Annotated in this window: 18 protein-coding genes; 13 read left to right on the top strand and 5 right to left on the bottom strand. The window is 63.7% G+C overall.

The annotated features are described in order from the left end of the window. Nucleotides 1-311: 311 nt before the first annotated feature. Nucleotides 312-1382 carry a glycosyltransferase family 4 protein gene (locus YY7_RS0109700; protein ID WP_028163060.1) on the bottom strand — a complete coding sequence of 357 codons (1071 nt, stop codon included), beginning with the start codon at nucleotides 1380-1382 and terminating at the stop codon, nucleotides 312-314. Nucleotides 1383-1693: 311 nt separating this feature from the next. On the opposite strand from YY7_RS0109700, the gene YY7_RS0109710 reads away from it, so the two are divergent. The 4 genes from YY7_RS0109710 to YY7_RS0109725 all read left to right on the top strand — a co-directional run bounded on the left by YY7_RS0109710 (nucleotide 1694) and on the right by YY7_RS0109725 (nucleotide 7582). Beyond that, complete coding sequence (locus YY7_RS0109710; RefSeq protein ID WP_028163061.1) at nucleotides 1694-3457, top strand: ABC transporter ATP-binding protein; 1764 nt, start codon at nucleotides 1694-1696, stop codon at nucleotides 3455-3457. Nucleotides 3458-3521: 64 nt separating this feature from the next. After that, nucleotides 3522-5723, top strand: a complete 2202-nt coding sequence (locus YY7_RS0109715; protein WP_028163062.1) for an amylo-alpha-1,6-glucosidase — start codon at nucleotides 3522-3524, stop codon at nucleotides 5721-5723. 46 nt (nucleotides 5724-5769) lie between these two features. Then, nucleotides 5770-6249, top strand: a complete 480-nt coding sequence (locus YY7_RS0109720) for a PRC-barrel domain-containing protein (protein ID WP_245287233.1) — start codon at nucleotides 5770-5772, stop codon at nucleotides 6247-6249. A 13-nt stretch (nucleotides 6250-6262) separates the two neighbouring features. Further along, nucleotides 6263-7582, top strand: coding sequence for an MFS transporter (locus tag YY7_RS0109725; RefSeq protein ID WP_028163064.1), 1320 nt, complete (start codon nucleotides 6263-6265; stop codon nucleotides 7580-7582). A 99-nt stretch (nucleotides 7583-7681) separates the two neighbouring features. Here YY7_RS0109725 and glgA read toward each other — a convergent pair whose 3' ends face one another. Beyond that, nucleotides 7682-9103 (bottom strand): glycogen synthase GlgA, encoded by a 1422-nt coding sequence (gene glgA, locus YY7_RS0109730; RefSeq protein WP_035689769.1) that lies wholly within the window; start codon nucleotides 9101-9103, stop codon nucleotides 7682-7684. Between the two features lie 257 nt (nucleotides 9104-9360). On the opposite strand from glgA, the gene YY7_RS0109735 reads away from it, so the two are divergent. From YY7_RS0109735 to YY7_RS0109745, 3 genes are all read left to right on the top strand, one after another. Continuing rightward, a complete protein-coding gene (locus YY7_RS0109735) occupies nucleotides 9361-10542 on the top strand; it encodes a CaiB/BaiF CoA transferase family protein (RefSeq protein WP_028163066.1) in 1182 nt (393 codons plus the stop codon). Between the two features lie 96 nt (nucleotides 10543-10638). Then, nucleotides 10639-11709: an alcohol dehydrogenase gene (locus YY7_RS0109740; RefSeq protein WP_028163067.1), complete on the top strand. Its 1071-nt coding sequence runs from the start codon at nucleotides 10639-10641 to the stop codon at nucleotides 11707-11709. 145 nt (nucleotides 11710-11854) lie between these two features. Further along, a complete protein-coding gene (locus tag YY7_RS0109745; RefSeq protein WP_028163068.1) occupies nucleotides 11855-12937 on the top strand; it encodes an isocitrate/isopropylmalate dehydrogenase family protein in 1083 nt (360 codons plus the stop codon). 245 nt (nucleotides 12938-13182) lie between these two features. Here YY7_RS0109745 and YY7_RS0109750 read toward each other — a convergent pair whose 3' ends face one another. Next, entirely contained in the window at nucleotides 13183-13578 is a 396-nt protein-coding gene (locus YY7_RS0109750; protein ID WP_130222530.1) for a helix-turn-helix domain-containing protein, read from the bottom strand. Nucleotides 13579-13708: 130 nt separating this feature from the next. Between YY7_RS0109750 and YY7_RS60180 the strand changes: the two genes are divergently transcribed. Further along, complete coding sequence (locus tag YY7_RS60180; RefSeq protein WP_155255111.1) at nucleotides 13709-14440, top strand: hypothetical protein; 732 nt, start codon at nucleotides 13709-13711, stop codon at nucleotides 14438-14440. 105 nt (nucleotides 14441-14545) lie between these two features. Here the strand turns inward: YY7_RS60180 and YY7_RS0109760 are convergent, their stop codons facing one another. Both YY7_RS0109760 and YY7_RS0109765 read right to left on the bottom strand, forming a co-directional pair. Then, on the bottom strand, nucleotides 14546-15868 hold the full coding sequence (locus YY7_RS0109760; RefSeq protein WP_028163071.1) for a dicarboxylate/amino acid:cation symporter: 1323 nt from the start codon (nucleotides 15866-15868) through the stop codon (nucleotides 14546-14548). A gap of 121 nt (nucleotides 15869-15989) precedes the next feature. Continuing rightward, the gene (locus YY7_RS0109765; RefSeq protein ID WP_028163072.1) at nucleotides 15990-17264 is read right to left on the bottom strand and encodes a serine hydrolase domain-containing protein; all 1275 of its coding nucleotides are present in this window, start codon (nucleotides 17262-17264) and stop codon (nucleotides 15990-15992) included. A 133-nt stretch (nucleotides 17265-17397) separates the two neighbouring features. On the opposite strand from YY7_RS0109765, the gene YY7_RS0109770 reads away from it, so the two are divergent. The 5 genes from YY7_RS0109770 to YY7_RS0109790 all read left to right on the top strand — a co-directional run bounded on the left by YY7_RS0109770 (nucleotide 17398) and on the right by YY7_RS0109790 (nucleotide 22378). Continuing rightward, nucleotides 17398-18321: an intradiol ring-cleavage dioxygenase gene (locus YY7_RS0109770; protein ID WP_028163073.1), complete on the top strand. Its 924-nt coding sequence runs from the start codon at nucleotides 17398-17400 to the stop codon at nucleotides 18319-18321. A 410-nt stretch (nucleotides 18322-18731) separates the two neighbouring features. Beyond that, nucleotides 18732-20048: a CmpA/NrtA family ABC transporter substrate-binding protein gene (locus YY7_RS0109775; RefSeq protein WP_028163074.1), complete on the top strand. Its 1317-nt coding sequence runs from the start codon at nucleotides 18732-18734 to the stop codon at nucleotides 20046-20048. 62 nt (nucleotides 20049-20110) lie between these two features. Continuing rightward, nucleotides 20111-21007 carry a nitrate ABC transporter permease gene (ntrB, locus tag YY7_RS0109780; RefSeq protein WP_028163075.1) on the top strand — a complete coding sequence of 299 codons (897 nt, stop codon included), beginning with the start codon at nucleotides 20111-20113 and terminating at the stop codon, nucleotides 21005-21007. Between the two features lie 11 nt (nucleotides 21008-21018). Further along, nucleotides 21019-21813 carry an ABC transporter ATP-binding protein gene (locus tag YY7_RS0109785; RefSeq protein ID WP_028163076.1) on the top strand — a complete coding sequence of 265 codons (795 nt, stop codon included), beginning with the start codon at nucleotides 21019-21021 and terminating at the stop codon, nucleotides 21811-21813. A gap of 139 nt (nucleotides 21814-21952) precedes the next feature. Next, nucleotides 21953-22378 carry a globin family protein gene (locus tag YY7_RS0109790; RefSeq protein ID WP_028163077.1) on the top strand — a complete coding sequence of 142 codons (426 nt, stop codon included), beginning with the start codon at nucleotides 21953-21955 and terminating at the stop codon, nucleotides 22376-22378. Nucleotides 22379-22388 lie beyond the last annotated feature (10 nt).

A 22388-nucleotide genomic window follows, 5' to 3' on the forward strand; every position in this document is an offset into this window, starting at 1 on the left:
TCGATATCGACCGCTCGCAGTTCGACCTGGTCGCGCACCGGCTCGCGCAGCCGCGGCGCACCGCGCCGCACTGCTTCGGCCCGTGGCTCCGCTTGTTCCGGCAGCTCTCCAAACAACTCGTCACCAGCCATCATCCCCCTCCTGCAAATCAATCCGCGAAGAGAATCACAGCTGCCACGCGCCCGATATAAAAAGATTCACAGTCTCGTAGGGTGGGCAAGGCGCGTTAGCGCCGTGCCCACCACCAAGTGTTCGCTCGTAATGGTGGGCAGGCTACGCTTTGCTCACCCTACGGCATCTCCGCTCTTCCCTCACTCCGCGCTTGCGACCAGCTTGATGCGCGGCTCGGCCGCTTCCATCAGGTCACGATAACAGTTGAGATAGTCGAGCGCCATGCGGCGCGCGGTGAAGCGGGTCTCGAACCGCTTACGGATCGTCTGCCGGCTCAGCGCCGGAAGCCGGCCGACCGCGCCGACGGCGCTGGTCTCATCCTCGACGATGAAGCCGGTCAGGCCATCCTCGATGATCTCCGGCACCGAGCCGCGGTTGAAGGCGATGACCGGCGTGCCGCAGGCCATGGCCTCGATCATCACTAGGCCGAACGGCTCCGGCCAGTCGATCGGCAGCAACAGGGCGATGGCGCCGCTCAGGAACTCCGGCTTCTCGCGGTCGCTGATTTCGCCGATGAAATCTACCAGGGGGTTGTCCACGATCAGCGGACGGATGACCGCCTCGTAATATTCCTGGTCGGCGCGGTCGACCTTTGCCGCCATTTTCAAGGGGATGCCGCAGCGCATCGCGATCTTGATGGCGCGGTCGACCCCCTTTTCCGGCGCGATGCGGCCGAGCACCGCCAGATAGGACGGGTTGACCGCCTGCGGCGTCAGCAGGTTCTCCGGCAGGCCGTGATGGATCGTCTTCACCCAATTCGCCTGTGGCACCGGACGGCGCTGGGCGTTGGAGATCGAGATCACCGGCACCTCCGGGAACGTATCGAACACCGGTTGGTGCTCGGGAAGGTCCAGCCGGCCGTGCAGAGTGGTCACGAACGGCGTCGGCTGCCGCTGGAACAGCGACCACGGATAATAATCCAGATGGAAGTGGAGGAAGTCGAACTCCTCCTGATCGCATTTCTGTCGGACGCGCTCGAGCAGCACCATGTGCAGCGCGTTGGGATCGCGGACCGATCCATCCAGCCGCAATGCTTTCGGCCAGGTCGCCTCCAGCTTGCCCGAGGTCTGCGAGTCCCCACTGGCAAACAGGGTAACGTCGTGGCCTAGCGTGACCAGTTCTTCAGTCAGCCAGTGCACGACCCGTTCCGTCCCGCCATAGAGCTTCGGGGGAACAGCCTCCGTCAGTGGCGCAACCTGCGCGATGCGCATGCTTTCGTCTCCTCTGTGTGATGTGGGATAATCAAGCCCAACCCCATTTGTCCGGCACCGGCATGCCGTAACGGGAACGTTCCCGCACGTGCGAAGTTCCTTTGCTGTGTGGGTCGTTCTTTCTTCCTTCACAGTGTGGTCTTGCTGATGCCATTTGCCGCGAACAAATTTTCGCAACTATCGGTGCTGCAGAATTGTTGCGCAGTGATGGCTTCGCGGTACGAAACATCGATCACTGTCCCTCACGGAATCGTGTGCGGGGCGGTTCACTAAGAAATTCACCTTGCTGCTCAACAGGTTTGCAGGCGCACATGGACAATCTTTCAGGATACGCGCACCGCCCCTTTCCTTTTGTGCTGCGCTATCTGCGGCGGCGGCCCGCATCACACGCCGTAATATTGGGGTGTGTTCTCGGTGCGGTTGCCTGCTCCGTAGGCACGCAGTACGGGGTGAAGAACCTCGTCGACAGCCTATCGGGCGGTCCGGCTCAGGCCGGCGGCGTATGGCTGGCATTCGTTCTGCTCATGTCACTGATCGCGGCAGATAATTTTCTGTGGCGGATCGCAAGCTGGATCGCGAGCTACGCTTTCGTCGGCGTCACCGGCGATCTTAGGCGCGACCTGTTCCGCCACCTCACCGGTCATGCGCCGAGCTACTTTACCGATCGCCTGCCAGGCATGTTGACCAGCCGGATCACCGCGACCTCGAACGCGGTCTATACGGTCGAGAACATGTTTGTCTGGAACGTGCTGCCGCCGTGTGTTGCGACCTTCGCCGCGATCGCACTGATCGGGACCGTAAGCCTGACCATGTCGGCGGTGCTGATCGTCATTGCGGGAACCATGGTGTTCGCGATGTTCCGCATGGCAGCCGCCGGCCGGCCGCTGCACGATGATTATGCCGACAAGGCGGCCGCCGTGGATGGCGAGATGGTCGACGTCATCAACAACATGCCGCTGGTGCGGGCGTTCTGCGGATTGAGCTTCGAGCACGCCCGGTTCGACGCGACCGTGGACCGGGAACTGACCGCCCGGGGCCGCAGCCTGCGCTACCTCGAAAAGCTGCGGCTCACTCATGCGGCGGTGACGGTGGTCCTCACCATCTGCATGCTAGCGTGGGCGGTCAACCTTTGGCAGCAGGGCGCCGCCACCACCGGCGACGTCGTGCTGGTCTGCACGCTCGGGATCTGCATCCTGAGCGCGACGCGCGATCTGGCCGTGGCGCTGGTCGATGCCACCCAGCATGTCGCCCGCCTGATGGAGGCGCTCGCGACGCTGCTGACCCCGCATGAACTGAAGGATCACCCGGAGGCCGAGGCGTTGATCAAGAGCGGGGCTGCGATCGCCTTCAATAACATCTCGTTCCAATACCCCGGCGGCATGCAGGTGTTCGACAAGTTCAACCTGCGTATCCAGCCCGGTCAACGGGTCGGGCTGGTCGGGCAATCCGGCGGCGGCAAATCGACGCTGTTCACGCTGCTGCAGCGCTTCTACGACGTGGAGCGCGGCAGCATCACCATCGACGGCCAGGATATTGCGCGGGTCACGCAGCAGAGCCTGCGCGAGGCGATCTCGGTGGTGCCGCAGGACATCTCGCTGTTCCACCGCTCGATCATGGAAAACATCCGCTACGGACGGCCGAACGCGACCGACGACGAGGTGCTCCGCGCGGCGATCGCAGCGCGCTGCGACTTCATCGAGAATTTACCGGAGGGTATGGATACCATCGTCGGCGACCGGGGCGTCAAGGTGTCGGGCGGGCAGCGCCAGCGCATCGCAATCGCCCGTGCGTTCCTGAAAGACGCGCCGATCCTTCTGCTCGATGAAGCGACCGCGGCGCTTGACAGCGAGTCCGAGGAGGCCATACGTGAAGCGCTGTCGCGCCTGATGCGCGGGCGCACCGTGGTCGCGATCGCCCATCGCCTGGCCACGCTGCGCAGCTTCGATCGTGTGGTCGTGCTGCAGGGCGGCCGCATCGTCGAGGACGGGCCGCCCGATATCCTCGTGCAGGGCAGGGGGCCATACCGCGAACTGGTGGTGCGCGAAATGGGCCGCCTCGCCAGCCAGGCTGCCTGATCCACAATAGTTGCGTATAGTCAGCGTCCATCGCAAACCCGAGAGAGAGGCGCTCGAGGTCTAAATGGCAGCGGAGATCGTTACGCAGATTTCGACCGTGCGTGTCGTCGAGCAAATCGCGGAATCGCCCTTCTACATTCCGATGACCGGTCCCGCCGCGAGGCCGCGGCGGTCGCTTAAGCATGACGACACGTTCATCGTGCTCGACAGCCATGGCGACATCGGCGCTTCCGCCGGCGGACCCGACGGCCTGTTCAACGCCGATACGCGCTATCTCGCGCGGCTGGAAATGGTGCTCGACGACGTGCAGCCGCTGTTGCTCGGCTCGAATCTGCGCGACGACAACTCGGCGCTGACTGTCGATCTCACCAATTCCGACGTCTATCGGGGCGGCCGGCTGATGCTGCAGAAGGACACGCTGCACATCGTGCGCTCGATCTTCCTCTGGCGCGGCACCGCCTATCAGCGCATCGGTCTGCAAAATCACGGCGATCGGCTGGCGAGCTTCGATCTCACCTTGCTGTTCGACAATGATTTTGCTGATCTGTTCGAAGTGCGCGGCGAGCGCCGGCCCCGGCGTGGCGTAGGCTCGAGCAGGTTGCTCGGCCCGACCGACGTCGTGCTCGAATATGTCGGACTGGACGAACAGTCACGGATCACGGCGCTGCATTTCGATCCCAAGCCGACGCGGCTCGCGGTCAATGCCGCGACCTATCATTTCGAACTGGAGCCCAAGGCGGTCACCTCGCTGTTCATCGCGGTGTCCTGCAACAAGCCGGTCATGCACAAGCCGGTGCCGTTCTTTCGCGGGCTGCTCGCGCACCGCCGTGAGATGCGGCGCTCGACGGCTGGTGCAGCCAGCATCGAGACCTCGAACAACATCTTCAACGAGGTGCTGTGCCAGGCAATGGCCGACCTCAACATGCTGATGACGGAGACGCCGCAGGGCCGCTATCCCTATGCCGGCATCCCCTGGTACTCCACGACGTTCGGCCGCGATGGATTGATCACCGCGTTGCAGATGCTGTGGATCGATCCGCGCATCGCCAAAGGCGTCTTGAAGCGGCTTGCGTTCTTCCAGGCCAAGAGCGTCGATCCGCTTTCCGATGCCGAGCCCGGAAAGATCCTGCATGAGATGCGCGGCGGCGAGATGGCGGCGCTGCGCGAGGTGCCGTTCGCGCAATATTACGGCAGCGTCGATTCGACGCCGCTGTTCGTGCTGCTGGCCGGCCATTATTTCGAGCGCACCGGAGACGAAGCGACGCTTGCGGAACTCTGGCCCTCGATCGAGGCGGCGCTGCAATGGATCGACGGCCCCGGCGATCCCGATGGCGACGGTTTCATCGAATATCAGCGCGCGACGGAGCAGGGCCTCGCCAACCAGGGCTGGAAGGACTCCTACGACGCCATCTTCCATGCCGACGGCAGGCTCGCGGAGGGCTACATCGCGCTCTGTGAAGTGCAGGGCTATGTGTTCGCGGCCAAGCGGCTGCTGGCCAGGGTGGCGCGCCGGCTCGGCTATGCCGACAGGGCAGAGAAGCTCGACGAAGAGGCCGAGACGCTGCGCCAGCGCTTCGAGGACGCCTTCTGGTGCGAGGAACTCGGAACCTATGCGCTGGCGCTCGACGGCAAGAAGGAACCCTGCCGGGTGCGGACCTCGAATGCCGGCCAGCTCCTGTTCACCGGCATCGTGCGCGAAGACCGCGCGCGGCTGGTCGCAGCCGACCTGATGAGCCAGAGCTTCTTCTCGGGCTGGGGCATCCGCACGGTCGGCAGGAACGAGGTCCGTTACAACCCGATGTCCTATCACGATGGCTCGATCTGGCCGCACGACAATGCGCTGATCGCGCTCGGCTTCGCGCGCTACGGGCTGAAACACTCAGTGGCGCACCTGTTCAAGGGGCTGTTCGACGCCGCCAGCTACATGGATCTCCGGCGTTTGCCCGAACTGTTCTGTGGGTTCCAGCGCGAAAGGCGGCGCGGACCGGTGCTCTATCCGGTAGCCTGTGCGCCGCAGGCTTGGGCGAGTGCGACCCCCTTCACGCTGGTGGAGGCGGCGCTGGGGCTCGAATTCGACGCCGCGCGCGGCGAGATCAGGCTGCGCGATCCGCGCTTGCCGGAATTCCTAAATGAGGCGATCCTGCGCGACCTGCAGCTCGGCGCCTCCAGCGTCGATCTGCGAGTCCGCCGCCATGATGGCGAAGTATCGCTGGAAGTGCTGCGTACACGCGGTCAAATCCAGGTGTCGATCGTGCTGACGCATTGAATGTCGGCCAGAATGTTTAGCTTTATTCCTGGATTGGAGGCCCCCGATGTGGGCGAACATGGCGATGACAATTATTGCCGCGGTCTTTGCCGCAATTGCGGCCGCCCAAGCGGCCGATGATCCGGCGGCACCGGCGCCGGCCAAACCCCCGGCTGCGCAAAAGGAACCGGCGCCTCCACCCTCGGTGACGGTGATCGGTGCCAGGGATGCGCATGGCATTCTCGGACGCGACGTGCGCAGCGCCGCCAATGAGGACATGGGACGAATTGTCGACGTGATCGTCGATCGCGAAGGCACCGTGCGCGCCGCTGTGATCGACTTCGGCGGCTTCCTCGGTGTCGGCAGCCGCAAGATCGTCGTTGACTGGAACGCACTGCATTTCGGCCAGGTCGCCAACAAGAGCGACAGTATCACGCTCGAACTGAACAAGGAGCAGGTGAGCGCGGCGCCGGAATACAAGGAGGATACGCCTCTCATCGTGCTCGGCGCTGCCGGCAGTTTGCGTCCATGGCAATATGACCATTAAAGTCGGAGATACATTGATCGCTCGTCCCTCCTCTTTAGCGGACAGGATTGGCGGCGATCGCAGGCGGTCGACGGCGGACGATCACGGTGCGCCACTGGTTCCGGAGTTGCCGGCACCCGAGCCGTCGCGCAAGCCTTCATCCCAGAGCCAGCGCGGTTTAGACTGGTTCATCTTTTTCCTGGCCGATGTGCAGACCGGGTTCGGCCCGTTCGTGGCGGTCTATCTGACCACGCAGAAATGGACCCAGGTCGAGATCGGCTTCGTGCTCTCGATCGGCGGCATCATTGCGTTGCTGGGGCAGATGCCGGGCGGCGCCATCGTCGATGCGGCGCGCTCCGAAAAAATGGTCGCCGGGCTCGCGGTCGCGACCATCGGTTGCGCCGCGCTGGCCTATGCGGTGTGGCCGATCTTCCCGATCGTGGTGGCGGCAGCAACCCTGCACGCGCTCGCAAGCTGCGTGCTAGGGCCGGCGATCGCGGCGATCAGCCTCGGCTTGGTGGGGCCATATGCGATCAGCGAGCGGCTCGGGCGCAATGCCCGCTTCGCCTCGCTCGGCAACGGCTCGGCGGCGGCGCTGATGGGCGCCGCCGGGTATCTGATCTCGAGCCGTTCCGTGTTCCTGGTCACCTTCATCCTCGCGATACCGACCTTGATCGCGCTGTCGCGGATTCGCGAGAAGGAGATCGATATCGCGCAAGCCCATGGCGCTGTTGTCCGCGAGGTGCCCGACAAGAAAGCGACCAGCGTGTTCGCGCTGTGCAGCAAGCGGGCATTGCTGATCTTCGCCGTCAGCATGCTGCTGTTCCAACTCGCGAACGCGGCGATGCTGCCGCTGATGGCGGGCGTGGTGACGATGCGATCCAGCCAGTGGGCGCCGGTGCTGATCGCGGCCTGCATCATCGTGCCGCAGGCGATCGTGGCGCTCGCCTCGCCTTCGGTCGGACGCAAGGCGCAGGCCTGGGGCCGGCGGCCGCTGCTCCTGCTCGCCTTCGGCGCGCTCGTGATCCGCGGCGTGCTGTTTGCGACTGTGCACGATCCCTATCTGCTGGTGGCCGTGCAGATCTTCGACGGCATTACCGCGGCGGTATTCAGCGTCATGGTGCCCTTGATCGTGGCGGACGTCGCCTTCGGCAGCGGGCATTTCAACCTGGCGCAGGGCATCATCGGCACCGCGGTCGGAATCGGCGCATCGCTGAGCACGGTGCTCGCCGGCTATGTCAGCGACAAGTTCGGCAGCAATATCGCGTTCCTGGGCCTCGCGGGCATCGCCTCGCTCGGCCTCCTGATGATCCTCTTGATCATGCCCGAGACGCGACGAACGGCGCCGGCGTGAGTCCCCATAGCCCGGGTGAAGCGTAGCGTAACCCGGGGCGCCTGCATCAACATCCACCAGCGGTTCCGGGTTGTGCTGCGCTCCACCCGGACTACGGCTCTACGCCTGCGGCAGCGCCAGCTTGCGATAGAGCGCGCCGTACAAGGCGGCCGAGATGCTCCAGCTAAAGCTCCGCGCCATGGCGCTGCGGCGCATGGCGTCGAGCCGGTCCTTGGCGACGAACGCCTCGAACGCGCGGTGCACGCCGCCGAGGAAGGATTCCGCCGATGGCTGCGCGAACAGAAATCCAGTCTCGCCGTCCTGGATGGTCTCGGCCAGCCCGCCGGTCTGGTGGCCGATCGGCAGTGAGCCGAAGCGCTGCGCATACATCTGGCTCAGGCCGCAGGGCTCGAAGCGCGACGGCATCAGCGTGAAATCGCTGCCGGCAAAGATCCTTCGCGCCTGGGCGTCGTTGAAGCCGATCGCGACCCCGATCGCGTCCGGCCGCCGCCGGTGTGCTTCCACCAGGGCCTGCTCGATTCCCGGCTCGCCGGAGCCGGTGACGACGATCTGCCCGCCGGCCGCGACGATCTTATCGGCCGCAGACAGCACCAGATCGACGCCCTTCTGGTGCACCAGGCGGGCGACCAGGCCGAACATCGGGCCGCGGGAGACGGCAAGGCCAAACTGCTTGCGGACGTAATCCGCATTGGCCTGCTTGCCGGCCCAGTCGCCGACACCGAACTGCTGCGCGAGCTTGGCGTCAAAGCGCGGGTCCCAGCTCTCGTCGATGCCGTTGAGGATTCCGGTGAGCTGCGCGGCGTCGGAGCGGATGCGCAGCAGGCCCTCGAGCCCGCAGCCGAGCTCTGGCGTCGTGATCTCCTTGGCATAGGTCGCGCTGACGGTCGTCAGATGCGAAGCATAGACGATGCCGCCCTTGAGGAAGGACAGCTTGTCGTAGAACTCGAGCCCGTCGATGTGGAAGGAGCTTTCCGGCGCGCCAATCCGCCGCAACGAGTCTTTCGGGAAGAGTCCCTGATACGCGAGATTGTGGATGGTCAGGATCGAGGGGATGCGCGCGCCGCGCCAGGCCAGATAGGCCGGCGCCAGCGCGGCCTGCCAGTCATTGGCGTGGACGAGGTCGGCTGCCCAATTCTTGTCCAGACTGCCTGCGGCGAGTTCTGCCGCGGCCGACGCGAATCGCCCGAAGCGGATGTCGTTGTCCGGCCAGTCGCGTCCGCTCTCGTCGCCGTAAGGGTTGCCCGGACGGTCATAGAGCTGTGGGCACAGCACGACGTAGACCGGCATGCCGTCGCGGGTCGAGGCGCGGCCGATCGAGCATGCGGGCATCTCCGCGAGCGGCGCGCATTCGCCAACGATTTCAATATGAGTGAGTTGCTCGACCACGTCCCGATATCCGGGGAGCATGATCCGGACATCGCTCAGGGGACGCAGGGCTCTGGGAAGGGCGGCGGAAACAGCAGCAAGGCCGCCGACGCGGACGAAATCGTCCATTTCAGTGGTGATGAATAAGACCCTCAAAAAAGCGCCTCGCTCCAACCTGTAAACGACTATGCAAAAATGGTTCCAGTTTTCCTTTGACGAAAATCAACGGGCCCGCCCAGTCCGGTCTGGTTCAGACGCTTCCCTGCAGAAGCCGCTCCACCTTCTTGTTTGAGCATGGTCCCCGCGCAAGCGCTTCGCGTTTGTCGCGAGGGAAAACCGGTTTCCACTTTTCCGGATCATGCTCTAGGTTCACGCCGCGCCGATAAAAGGTACGGCCCGAGGGAGCTTTGCGAATGACGATAGTCGAGAACGATGAGGGCTATTTGACAAAGAGCCTGGGCGGCCTTCGTGTGCTTGATTTTTCGACGACGATCGCCGGCCCTCATTGCACGCGCATGCTTGCCGACCTCGGAGCGGAAGTCATCAAGATCGAGCCTGCTGAAGGCGAGATGATGCGTACCCGCCCACCGATGCGTAAGCTTTGCTCGACCGCGTTCGGCCAGCTCAATGTCGGCAAGAAGAGCCTGACGCTCGACTTGAAGTCGGCGGAAGGGGTGGAGGTGGTACGCCGCCTCGTCGCGACCGCCGACATCTTGGTCGAGAATTTCCGCCCCGGCGTGATGCAGCGCTTGAAGCTCGATTACGCCAGCCTGCGCGGGCTCAACCCGCGGCTGATCTATTGCTCGATCTCCGGCTACGGCCAGACCGGGCCGTCGGCTGGCCTGCCGGCCTATGCTCCGGTCATCCATGCCGCCTCCGGCTACGACATGGCGCATCTGGCCTACCAGGCCGGGCGGAGCAGGCCCGACTATTGCGGTATCTACATCGCCGACGTGCTGAGCGGCGTCTATGCGTTTGGCGCGATCGGAGCGGCGCTGCATCAGCGGCACAGCACCGGGGAGGGCCAGCACATCGACGTCTCCATGCTCGAAGCGATGCTGAGCCTGACCTTGAACGAGGTGCAGTGGGCGCAGTTCAAGGTGCAGCCAACGGCGCGGCCGATGTTCGGCCCTGTTGAGACCTCCGACGGCTACGTCATGGTCGCGATCGCCAGCGAGAAGACGTTCCAGAGCTTGATGCAGGTGATCGGTCGTCCCGAATGGGTGAGCGATCCACGATTCGCCAAATATTCCGACCGCCGGGAAAATTGGGCGGCCCTGATGGATGGCGTGGAGGATTGGTCGCGCCGGGTGACGACAGAACAATGCCTCGCCGCGCTCAATGAGGAGGGCGTGCCCTCATCCGCCTATCGCACGGTGGAGCAAGCGCTGGCCGATCCGCAGCTCGCGCATCGCGGCGCTCTGGCCGAGGTCGAGGACGGCGGCGGGACCTTCAAGGTGGTCAACCTGCCGTTCCGGATGTCCGGCGCGAAGGTTGCGGCCGTAAAGCGAGTGTCGACGCTCGGCGAGCACACCCGCGCCTATCTCAAGGAGGCGGGCCTGTCCGACGCGGAGATTGCCGCATTCGCAGGCTAACAGCCGGCAAGGCTGATCGTCGCCCGCCGAGGTTTGTCTCGCGTCGGCAGACGTGGCAATGTTGCCGTAACAACAAAGAATGTTGGGAGAATAAAGATGAAGAGTTTCCAGGTTGCCGAGTTCAACGCCCCCTTGAAGGAAGTCGACCAGCCGACGCCGGAGCCGACCGGGACGCAGGTGCTGATCAAGGTGAAGGCGGCCGGCATCTGCCACAGCGATCTGCATATCTGGGAAGGCGGCTACGATCTCGGCCACGGGCGCAAGCCGCTGTCGCTGAAGGATCGCGGCGTCTCGCTGCCGCGCACGATGGGGCATGAGACCGTCGGCGAGGTGGCGGCGTTCGGGCCGGACGTGAAGCCGGGAGACACCGGTGGCCTCAAGGCCGGCGACGTGGCGCTGGTTTATCCCTGGCTCGGCTGCGGCAAATGCCCGACTTGCCTCGCCGGCGACGAGAATATGTGTGCGGTCAAGCCGAACTCGCTCGGCGTCTATTGCGACGGCGGCTACGCCGATCACATGCTGGTGCCGCATCCAAAGTACCTGCTCAACCTCAAAGGGCTCGATCCCGTCACCGCCGCGCCCTATGCCTGCTCGGGCGTGACCACCTACAGCGCACTGAAGAAGGTCGAGTTCGCCTTCGATTCGCCGATCGTGATCATCGGCGCCGGCGGCCTCGGCCTGATGGCGCTGTCGCTGCTGAAGGCGATGGGTGGCAAGGGGGCGATCGTTGTCGACATCGACGCGCGCAAGCGCGAGGCGGCGGAAGCCGCCGGCGCGCTCGGCACTGTCGACGGCGGGGCGGGCGATGCGCTGGAGCAATTGGCGAAGAAGGCGGGCGGCCCGATCCGCGCGGTGATCGACCTGGTCGGCAACGCCCAGACCACGCAGCTCGGCTTCGACTGCCTGGCCAAGGGCGGCAAGCTCGTGATCGTCGGCTTGTTCGGCGGTGGCGCAACCTTCGCGCTGCCGCTGATCCCGATCAAGGCGATCACGATCCAGGGCAGCTATGTCGGCAACCTCCGCGAGACGCAGGAACTGCTCGACCTGGTCCGGACCAAGAAGATTGCGCCGATCCCGGTGACTCCTGTGCCGCTCGCCAAGGCCTATGACTCCCTGCTCGAATTGCAGAAGGGCAAGCTGGTCGGCCGCGCCGTGCTGACGCCGTAAGCCGCCACCATACTCCGCCGTCATGCCCGGGCTTGTCCCGGGCATCCACGTCTTATGGTCGTTCAGCGGTAAGAACGTGGATGGCCGGGACAGGCCCGGCGATGACGAGTTCAAAAACCTTCATTGTTTCGAATGGGGGAATCCCATGTCCGCAAACAACGCCCTCCATATCGCAGTGCTCGGCGGCGACGGCATCGGTCCGGAGGTGATGGCGCCGGCACTCGAAGTGTTGCGCAAGATCGAGGCGGCGACGGAGCTTCGATTCCGCTTCACCGAGGCACCCGCGGGCGCCAACCACTACAGAGAGACCGGCGTCTCGCTGCCGGAATCGACGGTGAGGCTGTGCGAGGAGGCGGATGCGATCCTGTTAGGAGCCTGCGGCCTGCCGTCGGTGCGCTACCCCGACAACACCGAGATCGCGCCGCAGATCGAGTTGCGCTTCCATTTCGATCTCTATGCCGGCGTGCGGCCGGCGCGGCTGATTCCGGGGGTGCCAAGCCCGATCGTCGGCGCGGAGCAGCGCGGCATCGACTTCGTCGTGATCAGGGAATCGACCGAAGGCCTGTTCGCCTCGATGGGCAAGGGCGTCGTCACCGAGGATGAGGCGCGCGAGACCATGCTGATCACGCGCAGGACCTCCGAGCGCCTGTTCGAGTTCTCGTTCCGCCTCGCCGAACGCCGCAAGGCGCGCGGCCGCGTTGGCGGCGGGCTGACCTGCGTCGACAAGGCGAATGTGTTCAAGGCCCTTGCATTCTTCCGCGGCATCTTCGACGAGACCGCAAAGCGGCATCCGGATGTCAGGGCCGATCACCTTTATATCGATGCCTGCTCGGCGCTCATGGTGAAGCGTCCGTGGGATTTCGACGTCATGGTGACGGAGAACATGTTCGGCGACATCCTCTCCGACCTTGCTGCCGGACTGATCGGCGGTATGGGCATGGCGCCGTCAGCCGACATCGGCGACCGCTACGCGGTGTTTCAGCCCTGCCACGGCACTGCGCCCGATATCATGGGGCAGGGCAAGGCCAATCAGACTGCGATGATCCTGTCGGTCGCGATGATGCTGGACTGGCTTGCCGACAAGCATGGGCTGGAGAGCGCGGCGGAAGCCGGTGAACGGATCGAGCGCGCCGTCGACAAGGCCTATGCCGGCGGCATCAAACCGATCGAGATCGGCGGCGGCAACGGCACCGCCGACATCGCCAAGGCCGTGCTGGCGCTGTTGTAACTTCGAACCCGCGAGAAGAGGGGCCCGACGGTCGCGCGACCGATTGTCGCTCTCGGCATCGATGCTGGAACGGACGCGCTTCTGCGAAAGGGCCAAATGCAAAAAGCGCCGCCATCGCGATGGCAGCGCTTCAGCAAAGCCTCGATCCGAACCAACGCATAGCCCGGTGCAGCGTTTTGCCACGGTTCGACGCGCTTGCGCGGATCGATGCGGTCCGCGCCACGAAACGGAGAAGGGCCGACGGCTCAGCCTTCGTTCGCGGCGATCGATTCCATCAAGGACACCAGTTGACGTTGAACCGTCTGGTCCTTGATCTTGCTGTAGGCTCGCAGCAACCTCAGGCTGAAAGCGCTGTCCAGGAAGAGGAGGCTTTCGACCTCGCGCGACTTGTTGTCGCCGTCGTAGAAGAACGTGACAGGCACGTCGAGCGCGGCAGCGATCTGCTGAAGGCGAGCAGCGCCGACACGGTTCACGCCCTTCTCGTACTTCTGGACCTGCTGGAAGCTGACGCCGAGCTTTTCGCCCAGCTCCGCTTGCGAGATCTTTTGCTCCACACGCCGCAGGCGAATCCGTTTGCCCAACTCAATGTCGGGCTTGCCGGCACTGCGTTGCTTCATCTTCTTTGCTGCTGATCTGTTCATTCTGGTTACCCGTCCTTCAAATCGGGAGGCCCTGCGCAGATTGGTCAGGGATTCGTCCATACTTCCGCGTTAACTTTGTCCGGATCGTGAGTTCGTCTCGCGAACCACGGTACTCCAAGCAGACTGTCGAATGGTAGCCAAACGCCGCGCGCTTTGGAAGTATCCAGATACCGGCGCCGTCAGACTACCTAAAGTCGTCAACGCCCGAGATAACTTGCGATATCCCGCACTGTGTATTTGGCAAAATATTGGACAAACCACAACTACTACGGGTTGGATCGACACAGATTTTGAACGCATGCTTACTACCGGCCTCTGCATGCGTGGTTCTACACCCCGTACTTGTACGGGACCTCAACGGCTCTGGATTTCGCCAAAAAATGACAGCGGACATAGCCGCGTGGCGCATCCCTCCCGCGCGTTAGGCGCATTAGAAGGAAAACAGAGCACCAATCACCCGCTGGACAATTTCGCAAAATTTCTGGATCATCTGTCCATTCACGCGCCCGACCACCCGCAGACCTTTGTGGAGAGGCTCATGAAGCGAAGAAATGAAACGCCGCGGATCTATCTCGCAAGTTCGGGAGCGGAAGAAATGCCGGTTGTCCATACCGAAGAACGGTTGCTCTCGCTGCTTGCGACGCTTGAGGAGTGCAGGGACTTCCTCACGGACAAGGCAAGTCCGGAAACGGCGCGTTTGCTGTCGCTGGCCATCCTCGAACTCAGGATGGAGCTGCATCAGGTGACCGACGCCGAGCTCAAGGCGCTGTGCGACCTGATGACTCCGGAGGAGCGGCCGCCGCAGGAAGTGAGGTCGGTCTCCGGCAAGCCGCTGCCGCCGTATCTGAAACTGGTCAAATAGCGCCCGTTTGCGCGTAGCCCGGATGGAGCGCAGCGCAATCCGGGGCCTAGCCAGATCGCGTGGCGCCCCGGATTGCGCTGCGCTCCATCCGGGCTACGATTCACCTCACCCCGCCGTCACGTCGACCAGCTCGTCGCCGTCGAGCACCCGCGTGGCCTTTTCGCGGTCGAGATCGCCTTCCCACGCGGCTACCACGACTGTCGCAACGCAGTTGCCGATCAGGTTGCCGACGGCGCGGGCCATGCCAATGAACCAGTCGACCGACAGCACCAGCACGAGGCCGATGGCGGGAATGGTCGGCACCGCATTCAGCGTCGCCGCCAGGATCACGATCGCCGAGCCCGGCACGCCATGCGCGCCCTTTGAAGTGATCAGGGAGACGCCGAGCACCAGCAACAGATCGCCGAACGACAGCGGCGTGTTGGTGGCCTGCGCGATGAACACCACCGCCAGCGTGAGATAGATCGAAAAGGCGTCGAGGTTGAACGAATAGCCGGTCGGGATCACCAGCCCGACGACGGAGTCCTTGACGCCCAACCGCTCCAGCTTGCGCATGATCTGCGGCAGCACCGCGTCGGACGACGCAGTCGCCAGCACGATGGTCAATTCCTCGCGAAGGTAGGCCAGGAATTTGAGGATATTGATGCCGGCCAGGGCCATGACGCCGCCGAGCACGCCGAACACGAAGATCGCAACCGAGATGTAGAACAGCGCGACCAGCGAGACCAGTTGCTTGAGCGAGCCGACGCCGTATTTGCCGACCGTATAGGCCACCGCGCCGAGCACGCCGAGCGGGGCGGCGCGCACGATCAGCCCCATCGCGCGGAACAGCACCGCCGAGACAGCGTCGATCATGGAGGTGACCTTCTCGCCCTTTTCGCCGCCGACCAGCGCCAGGCTGACGCCGAAGATCACCGCGAAGAACAAGACCTGCAGCACGTCGTTGCGCGCCAGCGCATCGAAGGAGGTGGTCGGAATGATGTTCAGGAGGAAAGCGCCGATGCCGCCGCCCTGCAGCTTGTGGGCGTTGTCGGCATAGGTGTTGAGCGCCTTGGCATCGAGCGTCGAGGTATCGATGTTCATGCCATGGCCGGGCCCGAACAGATAGGCCAGCAGGAGGCCGACGACCAGCGCGATCGTCGTCATCGCCTCGAAATAGATCAGCGCCTTGACGCCGACGCGACCGACTTTCTTCAGGTCGCCGGCGCCGGCAATGCCGTGCACGACCACGCAGAACACGATCGGTGCCACGATCATCGAGATCAGCTTGAGGAAGGCGTCGCTGAAGATCTTCAGCCCGATCGCGAAGTCGGGGGCGATCACGCCGAGCGCGATGCCGAGCAGCAGCGCGGCAAGCACCTGGACGAAGAGGGATGTGTAGAGCGGCTTGCGGGTTTCGGTAGCTGCTGCGGCTGTGATGCTCGACATGGTCTGCTCCCATGGGTTTTGCCCATGCGTAGCAACTTGCATGCCAAGCACGCGTCGCGACGGTTCGAAAGCTGTCGAAGTTCCGCGGCGCTTCACGCGATGCGCCGCGGAACAAAGAGGGTCAAAGGTTGCTGTCGGTGATCGCGGCGTACACCATGGTGCGCAGCTCGCGCCGCAGCGGGTAGGCGCTGGAGGGGAGCACCTGCGTCATGAAGATCGTGATCAATTCTTCCGCCGGGTCGATCCAGAACGACGTGGTTGCGGCGCCGCCCCAATTGTATTCGCCGGGGCTGCCGGCAATCAGCGTCTGCGCCGGGTTCATGGTCACGGCGAAGCCGAGGCCAAAGCCGATGCCGTTATAGGCCGCTTCCGAGAACAGCGAGCGCGACAGGGCCGGCAGGTCGACGCCGCCGGGCAGATGGTTCGACGTCATCAGCTTCAAGGTCTTCGGTCCGATCAGCCGCACGCCGCCGACCTCGCCGCCATTGAGCAGCGCGCGGCAGAAGGTGAGATAGTCGGCGGCCGTCGAGCACAATCCGCCGCCGCCTGATATCAGCGAGGGCGGCGACAGGAACGAGCTGGTGGCCGGGTCATCCTGCAGCGTCAGCCCGCCCTTGCGGTCGGCGGCATGGAACGTCATGCCGCCTTGCGGGTCGGCGGAATAGCAGGCCGCCAGGCGATGCGCCTTGTCTGCTGGCACGAAGAAATCGGTGTCGTTCATGCCGAGCGGGATGAAGATACGCTCCTTCAGGAATTGCTCGAACGGGATGCCGCTGATCTTGCCGACGAGATAGCCGATCACGTCGGTGGCGACAGAATAATTCCAGGCCTCGCCCGGTGAGAATTCGAGCGGGATCTTGGCGAGATCCTCGATCATGGTGTCGAGCGTCCCGGCCTTGACGACCTCGCCGATCTTGTTCTCGCGATAGGCTGCATCGACATTGGAGCGCTGCTGGAAGCCGTAAGTCAGCCCCGAGGTGTGCCGCAGGAGGTCGACGATCAGCATCGGCCGCGACGGCGGCTTGGTCAGGAACGCCGGCGCGGTGCCGGCCTGGAACACGCCGAGGTTCTTCCATTCCGGGATGTATTTATGGACGGGCTCGTCGAGTGCCACGAGGCCTTGCTCAACCAGCATCATGAAGGCGACCGAGGTGATCGGCTTGGTCATGGAATAGATGCGGAAGATGGTGTCGTCCTTGACCGGCACCTTGCGCTCGACATCGGCAAAGCCTTGCACAGTCGAATGCACGATCTTGCCGCGGCGGTAGACCAGAAGCTGCGTGCCCGGAAACCGCCCGGCCTCGATGTAGCGCCGCTTCAGGTGGTCCTCGAGCCGGTCCAGCGCCGCTTGCGACATGCCGGCGGATTCGGGGGAAGCGGGGGTGGGGGCTAACATCGCTCTTCTCCGGTTTTGGGGCAGGCCTTGATAGCCGAAAAGTGTCCTGCGTTCCAATCACCTGGCGCTTACACCGTCGTGGGTCGTCGTGTAGGCTGAAGCCAAGCGAAACCAATTCGCAGGGATGGAAGCAATGCCGCAATTCAATGACACCGAGCTGACCGCCGCCGTCATCCAGAGCTTCGAGGAAACGCCGAATCCGCGGGCCAAATTCCTGCTTCAGGAATTGGTGAAGTCGCTGCACGATTATGTCGGCCGCACCGACCTCACCTTCGAGGAATGGGAATATGCGATCGATTTCCTGACCCGCACCGGTCACAAATGCACCGATATCCGCCAGGAGTTCATCCTGCTCTCCGACGTGCTTGGCGTCTCCATGCTGGTCGATGCCGTCAACCATCGCGACCGCGATGGCGCCACCGAGACCACGGTGCTCGGTCCGTTCTATGTCGGCGAGCACAAGGTGACGCCTGACGGCACCGATATCTCGGCGACGCTGCCCGGCGAGCGGCTCTACGTGCAGGCGCGCGTCACCGATCTCGACGGCAAGCCGGTCGCCGGCGCACCGGTCGACGTCTGGCATGCCGACGACGATGGCTTCTACGATTCACAGAAGCCGAGCTATGCGACGCAGGGCCCGTCGTCGCGGGCGCGCTTCATCACCGGCGGTGACGGCCGTTTCCATTTCCGCACCATCCTGCCCTGCAGCTATCCGATCCCGACCGACGGCCCGGTCGGCGAGATGATCATGCAAACGCGGCGTCATCCGATGCGCCCGGCGCACATCCATTTCCTGGTCGCGGCGAAGGGCTATGAGCCGCTGATCACCCACGTCTTCATGGAAGGCGACAAATATCTCGCCTCCGACGTGGTGTTCGGCGTCAAGGACGAGCTGGTCGCGAAGATAGAAAAGCGCACCGATCCTGTCATGCCCGACGGCACCAAGACGAGCGAGCCGTGGCATTTGATGACCTACGACTTCCGCATCAAGCCGGGCGAGGGCGCGCCGCCGGCACCGCTCGGCGTGAAGGCCGAGAAGGTCGGCGAAGACGCGTAGGCGGCGGTAGCCCGGGTGAAGCGCAGCGTAACCCGGGATTGCTGCTGACCACGCGCGCAGGGGTCCCCGGGTTGCGCTGCGCTTCACCCGGGCTACTGCTCAAGCAGGGCCTGCTCATTTTTTGTGCGGCGCACAAAGATTGAGCGAATCGCAAAATTTGGCGGCGGAACCGAGCGAGACGCGCGGAGCGGTGCGACTCCCAACCCGTTACATTCCTTAGAATTTTTCCAACACGCGGCTTGGCACGAAGCTTGAATAGCTAGCTTGCGACGCCATTGAAGCCGTCCCTCGAAACCAATCATCCGAATTGTGACACCGCCAGACTGGGGCCTCCCCAGCACGCGACCCCGTGCGCTTCGGGGCAGTGCCACAAGCGGACGGGCATTCAGACGCAAAGGACATTTGCACGCATGACGAAGCCGACCAAAGAGACCTCCCGCCATGGCGTCAGCCGCCGCCAGCTTTTGAAGGCGGCAAGCGGAACGGCCGCATTGCTGGCGGCGGCGAAACTGAATTTCCCGGCCGGCGCGTTCGCGCAAGGCGCAGGCCCTGAAGTGAAGGGCGCCAAGCTCGGCTTCATCGCGCTCAGCGACGCCGGTCCGCTGTTCGTGGCCAAGGACAAGGGCATCTTCGCCAAACACGGTATGCCCGATGTCGACGTGCAGAAGCAGGCTTCGTGGGGCACGACGCGCGACAATCTCGTGCTCGGCTCGGAAGGCAACGGCATCGACGGCGCGCATATCCTCACCCCGATGCCTTACCTGATCTCCGCCGGCAAGGTGACGCAGAACAACCAGCCGACACCGATGTACATCCTGGCGCGGCTCAACCTCGATGCGCAGTGCATCTCGGTTGCCAAGGAATATGCCGACCTCAAGCTTTCGACCGACGCCTCGCCGTTCAAGGCGGCGCTGGACAAGAAGAAGGCGAGCGGAAAGGCGGTGAAGGCCGCGATGACCTTCCCCGGCGGTACCCACGATCTCTGGATCCGCTATTGGCTCGCCGCGGGCGGCATCGATCCCGACAAGGACATCGAGACGATCGTGGTGCCGCCGCCGCAGATGGTCGCCAACATGAAGGTCGGCACCATGGATTGCTTCTGCGTCGGCGAGCCCTGGAATCTGCAACTCGTTCACCAGGGCATCGGCTACACCGCCGTCAACACCGGCGAAATCTGGAACAAGCATCCGGAGAAGTCGTTCGCGATGCGCGCCGCCTGGGTCGACAAATATCCGAACGCGGCGAAGGCCATCACCATGGCCGTGATGGAAGCCCAGCAATGGGCCGACAAGGCCGAGAACAAGCAGGAGCTGGCCGCGATCATGGCCAAGCGACAGTGGATCAACTGCCCGGTCGAGGACGTCTATGACCGCAGCGCCGGCAAGTTCGACTACGGCACCGGCAAGGTGGTCGAGAACTCGCCGCACATCATGAAGTACTGGCGCGACTTTGCGTCCTATCCGTTCCAGAGCCACGATCTCTGGTTCCTCACCGAAGATATCCGCTGGGGCAAGTTCGAGGCGGGCTTCGACACCAAGGGGCTGATCGCCAAGGTCAACCGCGAGGACATTTGGCGCGCGGCTGCGAAGGATCTCGGCGTGCCCGCGTCCGAAATTCCGACCTCAACCTCGCGCGGCAAGGAGACGTTCTTCGACGGCAAGGTGTTCGATCCCGAGAATCCGTCGGCCTATCTGAAGTCGCTGTCCATCAAGCGTGTTGACGTCTGATCCGCGCAAAGCGGCGCGCATCTGCGCGTCGCCCGGCACCTGAGCACGGAGAGAGATTTTCGATGTCTATGCCTGCACTGAAAACCGACGCCGCATCGACGGCACTTCCGGTTACGGCTGCGCCGGTCGTGACCATGACGCCGAAGCGTGCGCCGCAGTCCGAGAAATACGCCAAGATGGCGAAGGAGGCCGCGGTGCGCGTGGTGCCGCCGCTGATCGTCGTCGCGTTCCTGCTCGTGGTTTGGGAGCTGATCTGCCGGCGCGCCGGCTCGACGCTGCCGCCGCCCTCGCGTGTGTTCAGCGATACCAAGGAACTGATCTTCGATCCGTTCTTCGATCATGGCGGCATCGACAAGGGCCTGTTCTGGCATCTGTCGGCGAGCCTGCAGCGCGTCGCCTATGGCTATTCGCTTGCCGCAATCATCGGCGTCGCGCTCGGCACGCTGGTCGGTCAATCGGTCTGGGCGATGCGCGGACTTGATCCCTTGTTCCAGGTGCTGCGCACCATCCCGCCGCTCGCCTGGTTGCCGCTGTCGCTTGCGGCCTTCCGCGACGGCCATCCGTCGGCGATCTTCGTGATCTTCATCACCTCGGTGTGGCCGATCATAATCAACACCGCCGTCGGCATCCGCAATATCCCGCAGGATTACCGCAACGTCGCCGCGGTGGTGCAGCTCAACCCGCTCGAGTTCTTCGCCAAGATCATGATCCCGGCGGCTGCTCCCTACATGTTCACCGGCCTTCGTATCGGCATCGGCCTATCCTGGCTGGCCATCGTCGCGGCCGAAATGCTGATCGGCGGCGTCGGCATCGGCTTCTTTATCTGGGACGCCTGGAATTCCTCGCACATCAGCGAAATCATCCTGGCGCTGTTCTATGTCGGCATCATCGGCTTCGTGCTCGACCGCCTGATTGCGGGCGTCGCGAAGATCGTGACCCGCGGCACCGCCGTGAACTGAGGGGACGTGTCATGCAGGCCTATCTGAAGCTCGACCATATCGACAAGATCTTCACGCGCGGCAATGCCACTACCGAAGTGTTGAAGGACATCAACCTGACGATCGAGAAGGGCGAGTACGTCTCGATCATCGGCCATTCCGGCTGCGGCAAGTCCACGCTGCTCAACATCGTGGCCGGGCTCACCGGTGCCACCCATGGCGGCGTGCTGCTCGAGAACCGCGAGGTCAACTCGCCGGGCCCGGATCGCGCGGTCGTGTTCCAGAACCACAGCCTGCTGCCGTGGCTCACGGTCTATGAGAACGTCAAGCTCGGCGTCGACAAGGTGTTTTCGAAGACCAAGACGCGGGCCGAGCGCGACGCCTGGGTGATGCACAATCTGAACCTCGTGCAGATGGCGCACGCCAAGGACAAGCGGCCGAACGAGATCTCAGGCGGCATGAAGCAGCGCGTCGGCATTGCGCGGGCGCTCGCGATGGAGCCGAAGGTGCTCTTGCTCGACGAGCCCTTCGGCGCGCTCGATGCGCTGACCCGCGCGCATCTGCAAGATTCCGTGATGGCCCTGCACCAGAAGCTCGGCAACACCATTTTGATGATCACTCATGACGTCGACGAGGCGGTGCTGTTGTCGGACCGCATTGTAATGATGACCAACGGTCCGAGCGCACGGATCGGTGAAGTGCTGGAGGTGCCGCTGGCGCGCCCGCGCAAGCGGCTCGAGCTTGCCACCAACTCTGGCTACCTCAAGTGCCGGCAGCGGGTGCTCGAATTCCTTTACGAGCGGCATCGCTTCGTGGAAGCGGCGTAGCCGGCAGTCGTTATTGCCGGGCTAGAGCGCGCAGCGCGTCTTCGCAAAAATGACGCGGCAATCCATCGAAGGCGGAAGATTTTCTGGGATGGATGCGTAGGTCAAGCCCGCGCACGACGCGTGGAGATGGAGAGAAAGCATGACACCGGAGCAAGTCAAGCTCGTGCAAGAGAGTTTTTCGAAGGTCGCGCCGATTTCCGAGCAGGCCGCGATCCTCTTCTATGATCGCTTGTTCGAGGTCGCACCGACCGTGAGGGCGATGTTTCCGGACGACATGACCGAACAGCGCAAGAAACTGATGGCGGTCCTCGCCGTGGTGGTGAATGGGCTCAGCAATCTGCAATCCGTGCTGCCCGCCGCAAGCGCACTCGCCAAGCGGCATGTGAGCTACGGGACCAAGGCGGAGCACTATCCCGTTGTCGGCGATGCGTTGTTGTGGACGCTGCAGAAGGGCCTCGGCGAAGCCTGGACGCCCGAAGTGGCCGCTGCCTGGACCGCTGCCTACGGCACGCTGTCCGGCTACATGATTTCGGAAGCCTACGGCAGCCCTCAGGCCGCCGAATAGAGGAAGCGCT

Origin of the sequence: Bradyrhizobium elkanii WSM2783 (assembly GCF_000472865.1) — a bacterium.
Classification (GTDB): Bacteria; Pseudomonadota; Alphaproteobacteria; order Rhizobiales; family Xanthobacteraceae; genus Bradyrhizobium; species Bradyrhizobium elkanii_A.